The 15,932-nt window shown below is 57.3% G+C and carries 6 protein-coding genes; 2 read left to right on the forward strand and 4 right to left on the reverse strand.

What is annotated here, in order from left to right:
- Positions 1–12: 12 nt before the first annotated feature.
- From E8F12_RS14420 to E8F12_RS14435, 4 genes are read right to left on the reverse strand one after another with little or no spacing between them, the layout of a single operon-like run.
- Positions 13–5,511: an ATP-binding protein gene (locus E8F12_RS14420; RefSeq protein WP_280325938.1), complete on the reverse strand. Its 5,499-nt coding sequence runs from the start codon at positions 5,509–5,511 to the stop codon at positions 13–15.
- Complete coding sequence (locus E8F12_RS14425; RefSeq protein WP_280325939.1) at positions 5,504–7,048, reverse strand: hypothetical protein; 1,545 nt, start codon at positions 7,046–7,048, stop codon at positions 5,504–5,506. Before E8F12_RS14425 ends, E8F12_RS14420 begins: the two co-directional genes overlap by 8 nt.
- Positions 7,045–9,192, reverse strand: coding sequence for a hypothetical protein (locus E8F12_RS14430; RefSeq protein WP_280325940.1), 2,148 nt, complete (start codon positions 9,190–9,192; stop codon positions 7,045–7,047). Before E8F12_RS14430 ends, E8F12_RS14425 begins: the two co-directional genes overlap by 4 nt.
- Before the next feature lie 20 nt (positions 9,193–9,212).
- Positions 9,213–10,577 carry a DNA cytosine methyltransferase gene (locus E8F12_RS14435; RefSeq protein WP_280325941.1) on the reverse strand — a complete coding sequence of 455 codons (1,365 nt, stop codon included), beginning with the start codon at positions 10,575–10,577 and terminating at the stop codon, positions 9,213–9,215.
- A gap of 537 nt (positions 10,578–11,114) precedes the next feature.
- Between E8F12_RS14435 and E8F12_RS14440 the strand changes: the two genes are divergently transcribed.
- Both E8F12_RS14440 and E8F12_RS14445 read left to right on the forward strand, forming a co-directional pair.
- Complete coding sequence (locus E8F12_RS14440; protein WP_280325942.1) at positions 11,115–12,776, forward strand: NERD domain-containing protein; 1,662 nt, start codon at positions 11,115–11,117, stop codon at positions 12,774–12,776.
- 400 nt (positions 12,777–13,176) lie between these two features.
- The gene (locus E8F12_RS14445) at positions 13,177–15,930 is read left to right on the forward strand and encodes a hypothetical protein (RefSeq protein WP_280325943.1); all 2,754 of its coding nucleotides are present in this window, start codon (positions 13,177–13,179) and stop codon (positions 15,928–15,930) included.
- Positions 15,931–15,932 lie beyond the last annotated feature (2 nt).

The raw sequence follows: 15,932 nt of genomic DNA on the forward strand, positions 1-15,932 counted from the left end.
GCCGGGCCTTGGTCAGGCTTGGTTGGTGAGTTCGAAGAAAGGTAGTCCCCGTATGACCTCGCCAGCCACGTCGAACGACTTGTAGAGGCAATGGTGGTTGGGAAGTGTCTTCACTCGCTCCGATAGCTCTGCCAGATCCGACGTAAATCCAAGTACCCCAAGCTCAGCAGGAGTGGCATTGGGTACCTTGTGGATGAACCAGGTCAGAAGTGGTTCCCGGTAGTCGGTTGCCCCGGCCTTGAAGTGCCGTAGGTACTGCGAGGCTAGGATAACACCCGTCCCGAACTCGCGGCCCTGCAGTAGCAACTTGCGGAGCACGTCGAATTCATAACGCATGATGTTGTCCGCCTCGTCTACCAACAAGTACGAGTCGATGGCCCGGAGCTGTGGGGAAGAGCCAATGAAGGGGCGCTTCGGAGTTCGGAGCATATTCTCGTAGAACATGTTCAGCATGATGGCGACGAGCATGTTCTTGCTCCGATCGTCCTGCCCCATGGAGTCCAAGGAGACCACCACGACGCCATCAAGGAATTCGTCGAATGGCTTCGTTTCCCCTGTGCGCGCGAAGACTTCCATGTCAACGAGGTCGTCGATGATAGCCATCGGCGAGTCTGACTTCCCGGCGAGTAGCTCGCGATACTCCACGTGGATGTCGTAGATCGTTGGCTGGCGACCTTGCGCACCGGCTGTCTCGTAGGCGTTGCGGACGGCACCCTTGAGCTTGTCCCGCTGTACGGGACCGATGCCGGAGTACACCTTGTCCAAGACATCGGCGAAGAAGCGGAACCTGTCCAGCCATGGAGCGGAGGACTCTCCCATCCCCGTCGTGTCGAAGAGGTTCAGGGGCAGGCGATAGGGCTTTACCACCTTGGCGCCTGTGGCATCGACAAAGTCCTGGCTGCTGTAGTCTCGCTTGTAGTCGAAGATCAGGAACCGAGGCGTGATACCTCGGTTTGCCTCGCGCGCCCTGGAGATCTGCAGGATCAACGATTTGAGGAACTGGGTCTTGCCTGTCCCGAGGTCGCCAACGACACCGATATTCAGTTGGTTGAGCCGAGTGTCGGATATGTTCAGGGAGAATGGTCGGGGCTCGAAGCCATCGACGGTCTTGCCAACGGACAAGACGATCCCATTGCCTGGAGCATCGGTCTGACTGGCAGGGATTGGCCCCGGCTCCTCAACACCGGCGGAGGGCTCCTCGACAATCGCGGCGGCGGACTCGGAGATATCCTCCACTGGAGCTATCGTTGGCTCGCCCGTTTGACTGTCGTCCGGAGGGGGGCTTTCGACTTGCGCGAGTGGGGTGCCAACTGCATCTGCCCGGGAGGGCAGCAGTCCCCAGTCGCCGACCTTCGCGCGCGCAGAATCGTAGAACGACTGTGCGTCATTTCCGGCGATGATGCGGCCTGCATCCTGGCTGGAGATGACGATGGTCTCTGCGTACTTGTCGCCATCACGGTCGTGCGGGCCGCTCTGGGTCGATGCATCCACCACGATCAGTCGTCCCCTCGCATCGATGCTGATCGATGGGGCGGGGCTGAGGATGGCTGCAGCGATACGCTCGTGGTAGCTAGCCCACCGCCCGGCTTGTCCTTCTACTGCTTGGTGCTGGCTGTAGACACGCAGTCCAAAGCCGATCATGGAAAGTAGCAAGTGCTGGAAGGCAAGTCGCCATGCCAGGGAGCTGCCTGCACGCTCCTCGATGGCGCGAAGCAGTGCCGATAGGGCCTTGGCTTGGGAGAGTGCCTCGGCGGAGTCGCTTGCACTGAAGACAATCCCTTGCCGGCACTTGACCTCAATGGGGGTAAGGTGCAGTTGGACCTTGTCGTTGCATGCTCGTACCCCGACGACAAGTAGGTCTGGACGCGATAGGGACGTGTCCTTGCGTTCCTTGCCGAGGGAGCGGGCAAGGTCGGAAAGGTAGCCTCGGAAAGGGTCGACGGGAATGATGATGGCTATCGTCGAGTCGTCAGGCGTGCCTGCAAGGACAGGGAGCAGACTTTCCAGGTTGCCTGCCACGCGGAACTGGTCTTGGAGGAGCCGGACTGCGAGGAACAGGCCAAGGTCGCCTGTGGCCCCGGTGTCGTCCCCGGAAAGGCCGCGCACGGTGGGGATCCCCCTTCTTGCAACCTCGAGGAGGATTTGCTCGACCTGATCATCGTCTAGACCTTCGCAGCCTGGCAGGAGCTTCAGGACCCGCCGGAGCGCATCGCGATCAGCCTGCTTGACCTGCGACAAGAGGTAGTAGCCACTGGTATCGCCTGCGCGGTGGGAGTAGGAGGGCAGGTCGTAGTCCCATAGGTAGGTCCCCTGGATCCAGCCTCCCAGGAAGCAGGCGGGGTCGATTGCCGAGGAGGAGACTGCGACGAACCCGGCGCTGTTTTCCTCAAGCATGCTGGAGACCGCATGGACATTTGGGGAAAACTGCAAGCCGACCTTGCCGTCCCTCAGCTTTTCCAGCATGAGCATGCATGCGGATACCTTGTCGGCGAATCGTTCGCCAGACAGTGGCATTTGCAGGCCTTGCCTGGACTCGCTCAGGAACGAGGCCTGTAGTTGGCGCCTGACTCGGTGTCTGATCAGGCCGCCAGTCCCCATCGGAGAGAGCATGCCGACTTCCTTGGACTCGGGTTGTGCTGAGTCCAGCTGCGCAATGATGCCCAGGTCAGGCTTGGCCCCGGCTGGTTGCTTGTCGTACCAGCGGACATGGTTATCGGTGTCTTCGGACAGGTTGGCGATCGTCGCCTGGTCGGGCCTTCCTGCCTGCCTGGTATCGAATACCTCCAGTATCCTCGCACCGACACTGTGTCGCGGGATGTCCTGCTCCCCGTTGCCGAATCGCTTGGTACACCAGTTGGCTAGGCCCTCGTTGCACGCATCGGTGGTTCCGCCCGCGCTGGACACCACCAGGCTGACAATGGGCTTGGCCGCCAGCAAGTCCGTGACATCATCGAGTGCGCGCGAGACCTGGGCCGGACTGAATCCACTCGATATCCCGCCGACCGTAAGGCCAAAACTGTTGTCGAAGGGCGCCCGGCGGGCACGGTCGGGAATCTGGCCTAGACGAGATCCGTTCCAAAGCACGGACCAGTAGTCGGAGCTGCACTCGACCGAGAGGAAGTCCAGGCTGTCTTCCCCATCGGGTGCCTGCAGGAACATGGTCAGCAGATCGGGGACACAATCGGGGTCAAGGATACTGGCTGCAGGGCACGGACAGGCGGAGTCACCTTCAACCTCGTCCCGCAATACTTTCTGGGCAAGGCAGTGCCATGCAAGGCGCAACGGATGCAGGGGGGAAAGAATGATGGCGTCCGGGATCCTGTCCAGCGTGCGGCCATCAGCTTCCAGCGAGCACACGACGATGGTATCCACCCAGCAGGCGATGGATGGATCGGCGTTCACCCATGCCATGTATGAATCTAGGTAGTCTTCGACAAGAGAGCGGAACCCAGTGTCGCCGGACAGCCAGGCGCCTAGCGACGCGGATTCGAGGAGTCCCGACTGGTCGTCACTGCCCCGTATGTACCGTGCGATCTCCTGGCGTGCCTCGATAAAGCCTCTTGGAGGCTGGAAGCGCGTGGCCTGGGGGCGGGGATCATGCAGGAAGCGGCCTTGCGAGAGTATGGGACCATGGGGGGCGTCCCACTCGGGGGGGGCCCACCGGGACGCGTAGTCGTCCGCGATCACCAACGGCCTGAAAGAGTTCGCCGCATTCTGTTCCTCCAGCATCCATGACTGCAAACTGGATGCGCGGGAGTTCCGGTCGAGATGGACCACGGTCTTGGTGTCGAATTTCTCGAGATGCCGGCGATTTAGTTTGATAAGCCGCTCGAACTCGCTACGGCAGCCTTCTTCCTTTGCCTCCTCGCAAGCCAAGTAGACCCTGCAGGCCGTGGGACCTTGCTCGCCAGCTAGCGTGAAGGCGATGTCCAACTGGTACTTTCCGTCGGCCTCGACTTCCAGCAGATACTCGTCTTCTCCAACTGGCCTCGCCTCGATCTCCTGCCTCTGTGCCTCGAGCTCGGTGGCGTCGTCTGGCAGCCCTTCTACCTTCCCGATGCATGCTCCTGGCGACAGGTGAATGCGCAGTTCATAGCGACCGGATCCTGGTAGCGACAGGGCGGTCTCCCAGTCCAGGTCCGTGGACTTCTTGCGAGGTTTTTTCGGCGGTGAAAGCTTCGTCGCGAGCCTGCAGGTAACGAGTATTCCAGGCCGCCAGCTCATGAGGGAGATCACCCGGACACTTGCTGGCTTGCATCCATCGGCGATGACTTTGTATGCCATCGGGGCCCTGTGGGAGGGTGGAAACAGGTCGGATTGGAGAGTGGTGTCGCTACCGTTTGCTAGCAATGGCGTAGCCGCCTTGCCATAAGAACCGCCCGTCAATTGGTACTCTTGCGGTTCGTAGCCTTCGCTAGTCGAGATAGCCAGCTCGACCTTGTCTCGTACCACTGCCGGCATTCCCTTTCCCATGGGAACAATGCCATTGGTGCACTGGATAGTTATTTCCCCAACGGCCTCGTCGGCTTCGTCGGCAAGCAGTTCAGTCCAGCATTCGGCTGTGAGGGTTGTCCACCAGGAGGGTGGGGGCGTCAATTCTGCATCAGCGCTGGGCAGGTAGAAGGCCTCGGTTGCGCGTTCGAAGGCAGTGGGTATGTCGCAATTCGATTGGAGATGGACAAGGAAGTCGCGCAGGGCCTGTGTTACTTCTTGCGGGGCGCTTTGTGCCATGCGCTCGATGCCAGTCTTGAAACCATCTGCGAGCTCGTCGGATATCCTCCCTAGTATGTAGGTCTGCGTCTTTGACGAGATCCTGCCGTCCTCCGTTGGGGGAAGGCCACATGCCAGGGAGAGTGCTTGTCCTGCGGAAAGTCCGTGAGCCATGTTCGCTATCGAATAGATACGCGACAGCAAGCGCCAGGCGGCGCGATGACCACCTTTGTCTGGGTCCACCTCGTCGACCGAACCGGCGGCGGCACGAATCAATGCCTTGGCATCTTCCCGCTGCGATGGATCTAGACCTGCTACAAGCAGCGCCTCGTTAACGGCTTGCTGGACAAAACCGTCCTCCCACCATTGCTCAGAGGATGCATGCCCCGTACTCGTAGCGGTCCCCAGTCCGAACTCGTCGGTCGTGGACTCGATCGACAAGTTGTTGTGCAGCCCCGGTGGGACCAAAGCGACGAAGCTGGGATTAACGGGGTCGTTGCGGACATCCAGCAGGTGGTCGTTGTCACACTTGCCAGACTGCCCGATCCGGGGCTTGGGTCCCTGCAACTGGTTAGCCGGGTACTGGAGCAGTACCGGCAGCGTTGCCATGCTACCGTCCAAGCTGCCCTGGACGTGGATTCCTCCATCCTGTGCCAATTCGTCGTAGGCCAGCTCGAGGATCTCGAGAGGCGGGCCACGGAAGATCAGCCGGTACTCGAGGTTGGCACCGCTGTACCCTTGCGTCGCCCCCAGGACCTTCTCATGGACAATTGTCGCGAGCCAGTGTGCAAGTTTATTCATGTTCGGGGCTCTGGATGGCTTGGCTTACGGGGAAAGGAGGCAACAGCAACATGCCGCTCTCGGCATCGGGGCTGTCGAGCACGAGGCCGAGCATTCTCAACTGGTGACCTAGGTCGTTCCTGGCGATGTCATGCTTGTCCACGGCTATGCCATAGGCTTCGAGGTGCTGTCCTAGTCGGTGGACTGAGCGAGGACCGCCCATTCCAGCAAGAGAACAGTGGACCAAGGCAAGCACGGCGACGGGGCCAAGGGAGACGATCCACGGGCTGGACGGGCTGCTGCCTTTCTTCTTCAGGATGTACCCCTGGTCGTACCCCCTCAGCAGCGGGACCGCCGCCTGGCGCTGTCCAAGGACGTGCCGTGCGAACTCCAATAGATTGGAGCCGATCCCCTTCTTGCAACGAAGCGCACGGCCCTCTTGCTCGCGTACGTCTGCAATTGTTTCTAGGGTTCCCAGATTGGCAAGCGCGGCCTTGTGCATGCGTACATGCTGGCAAAGCCCGGCAATACCGGCACTCGAGGAAAGATTTCCGCTGTAGGGGACACCTATTTGCTCTAGCGACCAAAGAAGGGCATTGGTCCCGAGCCGGGCATTGAGGTAACTGGAAACCTTGTCCTTGATTCCTTGGAGGGCCTTTCCCCCGTATGCCATGTACTGGGGGGCCTCAGGGAAGATAGCTTGCCTTGCTTCCTGCTCGCTGGAAGGGAGTGGCCCATCTGTAAGTGCGGCCGACAGGCAGGCCCAGATCCTCGCGTGGACATCGCACAGCCAGGTTACATGGGACGCCGCCGCCAGGCGAAGTACTGCCTCCAGCAAACTGGTCCATTGCCGGCGGGTCATGGATCCCTTCGCCTGCATGATTGCATGCAAGTCCCTGGTGAATCGCCGAGCAGGCAGGAATGGGACTTCCTGGAAGTCTGGTTTCTCCAGTGTTGCGAATTCACTCTCTGGGATCGGGGACCAGTCCCAGTTGCCTGCCCCTGTGTTCCACGCCGATGTTTCTTGGTCGAGCCAACGGGCAAAGACATCGTCGTCGTAGTTGACACTCAACGCAGCGAAAAGGCTTTTCCAAAGTTGCTGCGCAGAATCTCTGTCCTTGGAGCCCAGGCAGACCATGCGGCGGATCAGGCTACCCGCAGGCCAAGAATTGCTGCTGAGTCGGGCAGACCCGGAGAAGAGTGCCGTTCCCGGCACGATGGGTGTGACCTGCAGGAACCGCTTGGAAGACTGGTTCGGAAGCTTGGGGCTCTCCAGGATTCCATGGAGGACGGTGTTCCAGGCCTCCACGTTGACTACAGCCCCGTTAGGTGGCGACTGGCGCCGTTCGCGGAGCTTCTGGATATTCTTGTCCAGATCGCGTCCGGCCTGTGGCACGCTTCCCTCGCTCGCCGAGGCATAACCTATGGTCCGGTAGAGCGAGGCCAGCAGGACCTCCGAACTTGCGTATTCCGGTGCCGGGCTAATTGCGAAGACTGAGTCCTGATAGCTGCCATGTGAAAAACGCCAGGGGGCCTGCCTGAACTCCGCGAGGCTCATACTTCCCTCTCCTTGTCCGCGACGAAGCCGCTCCACGAGTGTCCTACGACCGTGCCGTCTGCTCCAACGCGGATCCTGGCGTCGTCGAGTAGCTCCCTGTCACGAACAATAGGGCCTGATAGACGAGCCTTAGTCGTATCGAGCAGTGCCACGACTGCACGTGGGAGGGAAGCAGGGGAGAGCCCCCTCTCGAGCTCCTTTACGGCCTTGAACAGGTCATAGGTCAGCGGAACGGGTTGGGCTGAACGGCCTTGACCTACCTTGAGGTAGCAGATCGGTGGGCGAGGGCGCCCGGCAGTGTCCTGAGCGAACATCTTTACCGGACTCTGCGGCACGACCAATGTTGCCTGGCGCTGTCGAGGAGGAAGCGGCTGGCCAAAGGTGGTGGTTAGCGACACCTCGAATTCCTTGCCTGTGTTCAGCAGCTCCTTTACCTGCCTGACCACCTCATAGAGGTGCTGGTGCTTGTCGTTGTCCTCGACGACCTGCTGGAAAGCATGAAGGATCGAAGAGTCCGCCACAGCAGCTGTCCGGGGGCATATGCTTCTGCGAACCAAACGGCAGGCAAAGTCGCGAAGGATATGTTGGACCCGGCTAGCAGCCGCGGGCTTTTTACGCCGGACGATCGGCAGGGAAAGCATGGAGTCTGCAGCGGAAAGTCGCTTGAGTATCTCCAGTTCGTTTGGTGAGAGCACCTGATACTTGCGGATAAACTCGATGCCGCCGGCAAGGGAGCGGCTGAAACGCATATCTAGGTCACCAAGCATGATCATGCTACGGCCGCTCACAGCGACCTCGCTGTCCGGACTCGCGAAAGCGGGATCCAGCGTGTCTACCAATCCCTCCAGCAAGGGGGCGATGGTCGCAGGGAGATAGTGGCCCTTGCGTTCCGCCAGGAAATGGGCAAGACCCATTAGGGTCCGTACCTCCTCCGTACCTAGCTCCTTCTCGAGACCTAGCTCCTTGAGGTCGGTGCGGAGCGAGCCAGCCGTGCTCCTGTCCCATCGGTGGAAGAGTGCATGCTGGTAGCTCGACGTGGCCAGATGGAAGATTGCGGTGAGGGACTGCTTGGTATGCCTTGAGGCCGATCGGGCCTTTTGGTCGAGTTCGACAAGGTTTGCAGCCCATTGGCACGGAGTGGACTGGTGGGGATTTCCGGTGGATGCGTGGACTGCGGGATGGTGGCCAGCCAGCAAGTACGACGTCAGAGAAAAGAGGTCCCGGAAGCTCCATCTCTTGCCACTGGCTAGCTCATACCAGCGCAATATCTGCAGAAGAGCTGTCCTGTGTTCGTCCCGTGAGAGTATTGCCTGGCTGGCGCAGAACGGGCACTTGTCGCCCGCAGGGCATGTTCCCTTTGCTGGCCACATATCCGATGCAGTGGCTTGTCCGATAAGTATCTCCGCGGGCGCCTTCGAGTCATCGTCAGGCTTGACCAGAAGTGATTCTGCATCCATTGGCCAGACTGCAACGGATGGAAAACCTTCGAGAGGCCAGCATGAAGGGGCATCATGTGCCAGGCTAACGGCCCGTGTAATAGCTTCGAGCAGGGTGCGTGATTCGTCCAGATCGTTGTCTATGGCATGGATCAGGGCGTCATCAAGGACGCCGCGATTGACGCAGCAGAGGTAGGCCTGGGAAGACGCCCCGTCCAGAAGCTTGCTGAGTTCTTCTATTAGGAGGACTGGGGCGCTGCTTCCATCGTGCCCAGCCGTTGCGGAGGCATCCTGAACGATGTCCAGGCCCAGGTTGCTGGCAATACGGGCTAATTTCCCGGCGTCGGCTCTTGCTCGACGCGGTACTGCTGTTCCTGCAGGGGGATGGAAGGACTGCGTGAGCTCGTCGATCAATCGGCCATCACAACGGAGGCTTTCATCTAGCCAGCGGATAGTGGACTCGATGGCCTCGGTCTTTCCGTTTCCGGGGCCCCCCACCAGTAGGATGATTCTTGGGGTGCCGGCATTACCGGTGGGGAGCTCGTTGGTCCAGGCTTGGAGTCGCGAGAGGAGGTTTGTACGTAGCAGTTGTTTGTTCGGCTGGCCGCTGTTCTTGTCGAGTAGCCGCTTCACCCCCCCTGAGTGATGACCGGCCCAGTCGACCAGGGCGGCAGGGTAGCGCGAGCCTTCCTGTTGGGAGCTCTCCATTCCCTTAGACTCCTATGCATTCATGCGATGGCGATGTTTTCTTCTTCTTGCTCGAGCTCCGCAAGCTGTTTAGCTCGCTTCACGGCTTCTTCCAGCATTTCCCTAATAGCCATGCCAATGGCCCGGGCTAGGTAGGGAGGCACAGCGTTGCCTACCTGGGTGTAGCGTGGGCACTCCTTTGTGCGCTGGCTGCCTCCGGTAGTGAACTTGCCGCGGAACCTGAACCAATCAGGGAACGACTGCAGGCGCGCGGACTCCCGGACGGTCAGTATCCTAGGTTCGTTATAGTGGAGGACGTCATCCGGCAAGGTGGTGATCGTGGGGGCCGGTGCGCTAGCCTGCATCGGGTAGATGCGATGTTTTTTGAGCCCATATGCTTCGCGCAGCTCGGCGCTCATGCGCACGCCCTTGGTGCAATTGGGATCATCGAGGATCTTCTGGAACCTAGCCTTGATCTCTGGCTTGTGCCTGGCAAGGCGCAGGCTATCGAGGGTGCCATCGCAGCCTTGGTGCATCAGTCTTTGGAACGCTGTGAGAGGACCAGCATAGTCAATCTCCTGGAACCCCTTTGGAGAGTCGAGATCCTCGCAGGGCTTGGTGCCATTACGCCCTATCTCTAAGTCTGAGATTGCATCCTCTGCGGGAATTTCGTTGTCTAGGCCGAGCTCGTGCAGCTGCTCGACCCGGGCTTTCTCCAAGAAGTCAAAGGCACTAGTCGTGCCTCTGTCGAGATGATAAGCCAGGTCCTTTCGGAGACCGATCACGATCAGGCGTGGTCGCTTTTGCGGAACCCCAAAAGTAGAAGAGTCGACAATCCTGCCAAGGACGTGATAGTCGATCTTGTCCAGGCTTTCGACCAGCTTGTCGTAATAAGACTGGGGCTTGACCGGGATACCAAGTTGCTTCCATACCTTTGTGGCGTGTGCGACTTTCATCCCCGGTACGTTCTCCAGGACAAGCGCTGCTGGTTGGATGGCTCTAACCATCTCCACGTACTTCTCGAACAGCTTGTTGCGAGGGTCGGCCTCCTGTCGTCTCCCTGCGAAGCTGAATCCTTGGCAGGGGGGCCCACCCGCGAGTACATGGACTTTCCCTCGCAGGGACGCAAGCTCGTCGCCGTGCTTGTCCAGAATGTCATCAATTCCCCAGGCTTGCTTCTCTAGCCAGGAGGGCCAGGCGAATGGGGTGATGGGAACATCTTTTCGCTCAATCAGGTTCGTCGACAATGTCGAGAACGCCATCTTGTCGCGTTCTACGGCGAAAACGCCATTCAGCCCTGCGAGTGACAGGCCCAGGGATAGTCCACCGCATCCTGCGAACAGGTCGGCAAATTGAAAGGGCTGGGAGAGATCGGGGAGAGGTGGAAAATGCTCGATTTTCTTCATGGGCTCCTGCCCGGGGACGTCTGCGTCCAGAGGAAGGGGCCCCTGGCACGGTGCATTCTGGTTGCCTGCAAAGAAGCGCTCTTCGTGGGGAACTTCCGTCTCCATACAGACCTACTCCCAGCGATCTTGGCGAAGTCAACAATTAAAGGGGCATGGTAAGGGGCAGATGACTCGTGGCACCTAGCATGGAGTGCGGCAAGCGCAAAGGCAATTACTTGAATGGTCGCCGCTTTGCGCTTCACTTTAGGCGTTTGGGCCTTCTGCATAACCGCATGATTTTACCAGCTTTCCTCATCGTTTCGGTTAGGTTGGATGGATTTGTGTAGTCCGCCCCTGAGTGTCCGGGTGTCAGTTTCATGGCCTTTCCAGCGACATGGCGCGATGGCTCACTGCCTGGCGGAAGCGCGGATTCCAACGGTTGGATTGTGATAATGGCGAACTGATGGCATATCTGCTGCTATTGTTGGGAGGGCGGCGTCAAGAAAGCAGCCGCAACTCCTAGCTGAAAGCTAAGATTCCGAGGGAGCGGTTCTGAAAATGAAGGTCCTTCCAAGCACACCTTTGCCAGAGTCTACGGGATCGGAGCGCAAGGTCCTCTCACTACTACGTTGTGTCGAATGGGGTGGCCCTTCGGCAAGAGCATTGAGCTCGTTAAATCTCTCCGAGCATGTCTACCAGCGCTGGGGTGAGATCGATTTCCTACTTGTTGGCAAGCGTGGGCTAATTGCCATCGAGGTAAAGGGCGGGAACGTCACTTGCGCCAGAGGCAAGTGGAAGTACGAGGATCGCCTTGGGCGCGTGGTGACTCGGGGCAAATCTCCTCTGGTTCAAGCTAAGGATGCCTATTTCTCTCTGGTGAAGAATTACGTCGATCCTCGGCTGGGGAGCGGTTTTGCGCAAGAGGTACCCGCTGGATTCTGCGTGATCCTTGCAGGAATGGACCGGAAGGATCTTGGGGCGATCCTGGGGGGGCCTGAGTTTCCTATAGGCTTGATTGGGACGAGGGATGATCTCGCCAACCCGGCGAGATTACAGAGGTTTCTCGAAGGAGTTGCAGACTACTGGCAGCTTAAGAACAAATCTCGGCGCGGACTTAGTGCGGATGAAGTATCAAGCCTGATTGGGCTATTCCGGCCAGAGTTCGAACTGGTGCGCCCATTGCGGCTAGCTCGGCAGGAGATTGAAGAGCAACTACTTTCGCTTACAGAAGAGCAGTACAGCTTGCTGGATCTTTGGGACGGAGCTGAGAGAGTCTTTTGTTCTTCACCGGCTGGTTGTGGCAAGACGCTTCTTGCGGTGGAAATGCTACGCCGAGCAGTGGCGGCTGGAAAAAACTCCTTATTGCTTGTGGGCAGCCATGTGCTGGCTTCTGCCTTGCGCTCAAAGACCGGGCTTGATTCCTATATCTGTTCTATCGAAGAGCTTGAGAGAAATGGAACTTCGATGAAGCAGCAGATAGAAGTATTGCTCATAGACGAAGGGCAGCTAATGCTATCCCCCGAAAGGGTTGCGCTGACGGACAAGCTGGTCGTCGGCGGGATTGCATATGGTCAGTGGGCTTGGTTTGGTGACTCGAGCTTCCAGCGGGCTACTGGTGGAACTCAGTTTGCTTCTGCGCTTCAGCTTTTCCAAGAGGCGGCATCCGTTCGTCCACGGCTCACGAAGAACTGCCGGAATACACCGGAGATAATCCTGGCCACGGAACTTGCAGCGGGAATCCCACTAGGTCATGCAGTGGTAAAAGGTCGCGGTCTAAGTCCCACCATGTTGGGAGTATCTGGTCGGGAGGGGGTTATAGCTGCTGCTGGAAGGCAAGTGCGTCTTTGGATGGCGGAAGATATTCCACCTCACAGCATAGCTTTGCTTGCTAATGATCCTAATCAAAGTGGATTAATAAAGTCGCTTCCGGGCAGTGCTGGTATTGCTGCGGTCGAGTGGTCATCTGGCGACCATGTTGGTGGGGCGCTGGCGGTTTCCTCTATCGAGTCTTTCAGAGGCCTCGAGTCTGGATTCATCATAATCTGTATCTTCGAGTCAACTCTAAGCGACGATGAGCTTGATCGAATGTTATACCTGAGTATGACAAGAGGAAACTACGGTTTGTCGATCATCGCTGATTCGATGATCCTGGATAGAGTGCACCTGCGAATGGCCGCCAACGCAAAGCGGCACTTTAAGGAGACGGATCATGAGTATTGAGTCTATAAGGGACTCCCGCGCAGGGTTTGTTAACTACATTCGGTCTAGGCTTATTGGCCCGGCTGATGGAGACTGCGAAGAGTTCGATGGTTCCCCACTCTTGAGATACATGATGGGAATGTTGTTCCCTCGTGAGGGGGCGTTAGATTTGGCGGATGACGGTACTGAAGATGTTGGTGTGTCTACAGACGACGAGTCAGACCAGACTGTTGGCGCAAGCCATCGTGCAATGCCTTCATCTGTCGGGTTGAGTTTTCTCGTCGCGAAAGGCGGAGCCCTTAAGTGCAATGTTTCCGCTGCTATATATGAGCGACTAGAAGGCGAGCGAGGATCACGCTCCAGGCGACGTGGTGAAATGAAGTGGCGGCGTATTGCCGTTCCTTCAGCGGCGATGGAGACCGTGGACGTCAGTCTGGAAAAAAATGTAAGTCCGCTTCCGATTCTGGGAGGAAGGGCCGAGTTGCACATTAAATCGAGACCTTGGCTTGATGGCGCGAAGCTATTGACTGTGACGCTAGTCAACTCAATGGAAAAGGGGGGGCATGGGTTTGACCCAGAGAAGATTCTTTTCCAGGTTGCCTTGTCCGTCGATGTAGTTGGTGGCGAATTCCTGCCATATCCTAGGCCACGCTCAGCGGCGGTAAGCGATCAAGAGGAAGCAGAAGTCCGCTACCTCTATAGAAACTCCCCGATCTACGCTCGTGGACATGGCGCTTCGGCAATGTGGGATGCGCGGTCGGAAGCCAATTGTTCCCGCGTTTGGGCAGAGTTCTTGCCAACGGCGGAGGTTCGTGCGGCAACATTCGAAATTGGGGCGAGAGATTTACTTGATGAGAGGTTCCGGGACATTGAGTTCCTCGCATTCAGCAATGATGTACTAGAAGTGCAGCGCGTCCTGACCGGGTTAGGCGAGGCTTTTGGAGAGTGGTTGGAGTCCGAGGACGCGCTTTGCCGTCAGTCCAATGAGGATGCGGGAAGACGTTTGGCGGAAAAGTGTCGACTCTGGCAAAGGCGAATTAACGCTGGGATTGAATCACTATCAAACCCTGAAACCTTCGCGGCATTTACTCTCGCAAACCGTGCAATGTATTGGCAGATGTTGATGGCGGAGCAAGCGCGGGCTGGTGCCTGTGTAATAGAAAAGGGAACTGTTCCTGCTCTGGAGCGAGGGAGGGGTTACAAATGGCGTCCATTCCAGATTGCTTACTTCCTAGGCGTAATTCCTTCACTTTTGGACGGCGAAGATGACGACCGTGAGCTCGTGGACGTCATCTGGTTCCCCACGGGTGGCGGGAAAACAGAAGCGTACTTGCTTGTAGCTGCCTTTGAGCTTATCCGACGTCGCCTTGTATACAAGGAGTCGGATAAGGCTACGGCTGTGTTAAGTCGCTATACGCTAAGGATGCTGACTACCCAGCAGTTCCAGCGAGCCGGAATGCTTGTCTGTGCTTTGGAGCTATTGCGTCGCGTCATGCCCGAGGTCCTATATAGCCGCCCCTTCTCTGTCGGGCTCTGGGTTGGTAAAAGTCTCACGCCAAACAAGTTCCAGAAGGCAATGGAGCTTTTTGATGAATGGAGCCCAGCTCCAGAAGGCGTGAAAAACCCATTTCTTCTGGATCGTTGCCCCGCATGTGCCACTCCTATTGTGAATGTGGCTACAAAAGAAGTTGGTGTGGATTGTGGGCCGGCACACTTCCTGTTCAGATGTCTAAGTCCGAAGTGTGACTTTCACGAACGTATTCCAATGCAGATTGTAGATGAGGCATTGTATAGGGAGCCTCCTTCCATTTTGCTAGGTACTCTAGATAAATTTGCGGGGTTGAGTTGGGATGAGCGGCCGAGAGTTTTTTTTGGTGGTGTGAATGATAATGCGCCTCCTCCCTCTCTTGTTATTCAGGATGAGTTGCACCTAATCTCAGGTCCGTTGGGTTCCATATGCGCACCTTATGAACTTGCAATTGATTCAATTATACGGGCGCGAGGTAAGGGTAGAGGTGCAAAGATTATTGCATCGACAGCAACTATAAGAAACTCACGAGAACAAATCAGGGGCATTTACGGCAGGGAGTCAACTGTATTCCCTTCCCCGATCAGGAATTGGGATGATGCGTTTTTTTTTCGTTTGGAAGATCCAACTCAAGTGCCGGGCCGTCTCTATGTCGGGGCCATGGGGCAGGGGGCAACCACGCCAGTCGTATCAATGGTATGGGTAACCGCTGCACTATTACAGGCGAGTGCGGAGCTCCGACTTCCAGATGCACTCCGCGATTCGTACTGGACAGTATTGGCATATGTCAATAGTCGGCGTGAGCTCGGTAGGACGATGACCGCTGCTTCACAAGAAATACCGGATCGGATGAAAGCCATCGCTAGCGTGGGAGATCGTGTGCGTGCGGTAGAAAACGTCATGGAACTTAGCTCGCAAATGTCCACCGATATGGGGGAGGCGATTCGCAATCTAGAACGCAGGGGCGACAAGTCCACACCTGCTGTGGACTTGGTTCCATGCACAAACATTATCTCAGTCGGAGTCGATGTGGATCGACTTGGTCTGATGCTAATAAACGGTCAGCCAAAACTTAACTCGGAGTATATTCAGGCTTCAAGTAGGGTCGGTCGGTCTAGATCGGCGCCGGGAGTCGTGATTGCACTTTATTCCCCGGCCAAACCGCGCGATCGATCGCATTACGAAGACTTTCTTTCATACCATGAGTCTTTCTATCGGTTCGTCGAGCCAACCAGTGTTACGCCGTATGCGCCTCCGGCGAGAAAGCGAACCTTGCATGCTGCAGTTATCGCAATGATTAGGCATGCAACAGGTTATGCTGCAAATAATCAGGCGGGAAGTGTTAGGTTTGATGAGGTTGAAGTTGTTGGGCTTCTAGATAACTTTCGTGCGCATGTGCGGATGGCTGACTCTAGTGAGGCGAATAGGGTAGATTGCGAAATTGATGACATCATTGCGAAATGGAAGGAGCAAGGTGAATCTGGTAGGCCAGTATATTATACATGTCCTGGTCCGCAGTTTGTATTAACCTCTGCTTCGCTTATACGCGATTTTGGTGAGGCACCTGCGTACGGCATGTACGAGGCCATGAGGTCTGTTCGCAACGTGGATCCAGATGTTGAACTTACCCCTGTCGGGAGGCAGTAACC

Source organism: Pseudomonas sp. BN102 (assembly GCF_029871245.1).
GTDB lineage: Bacteria > Pseudomonadota > Gammaproteobacteria > Pseudomonadales > Pseudomonadaceae > Metapseudomonas.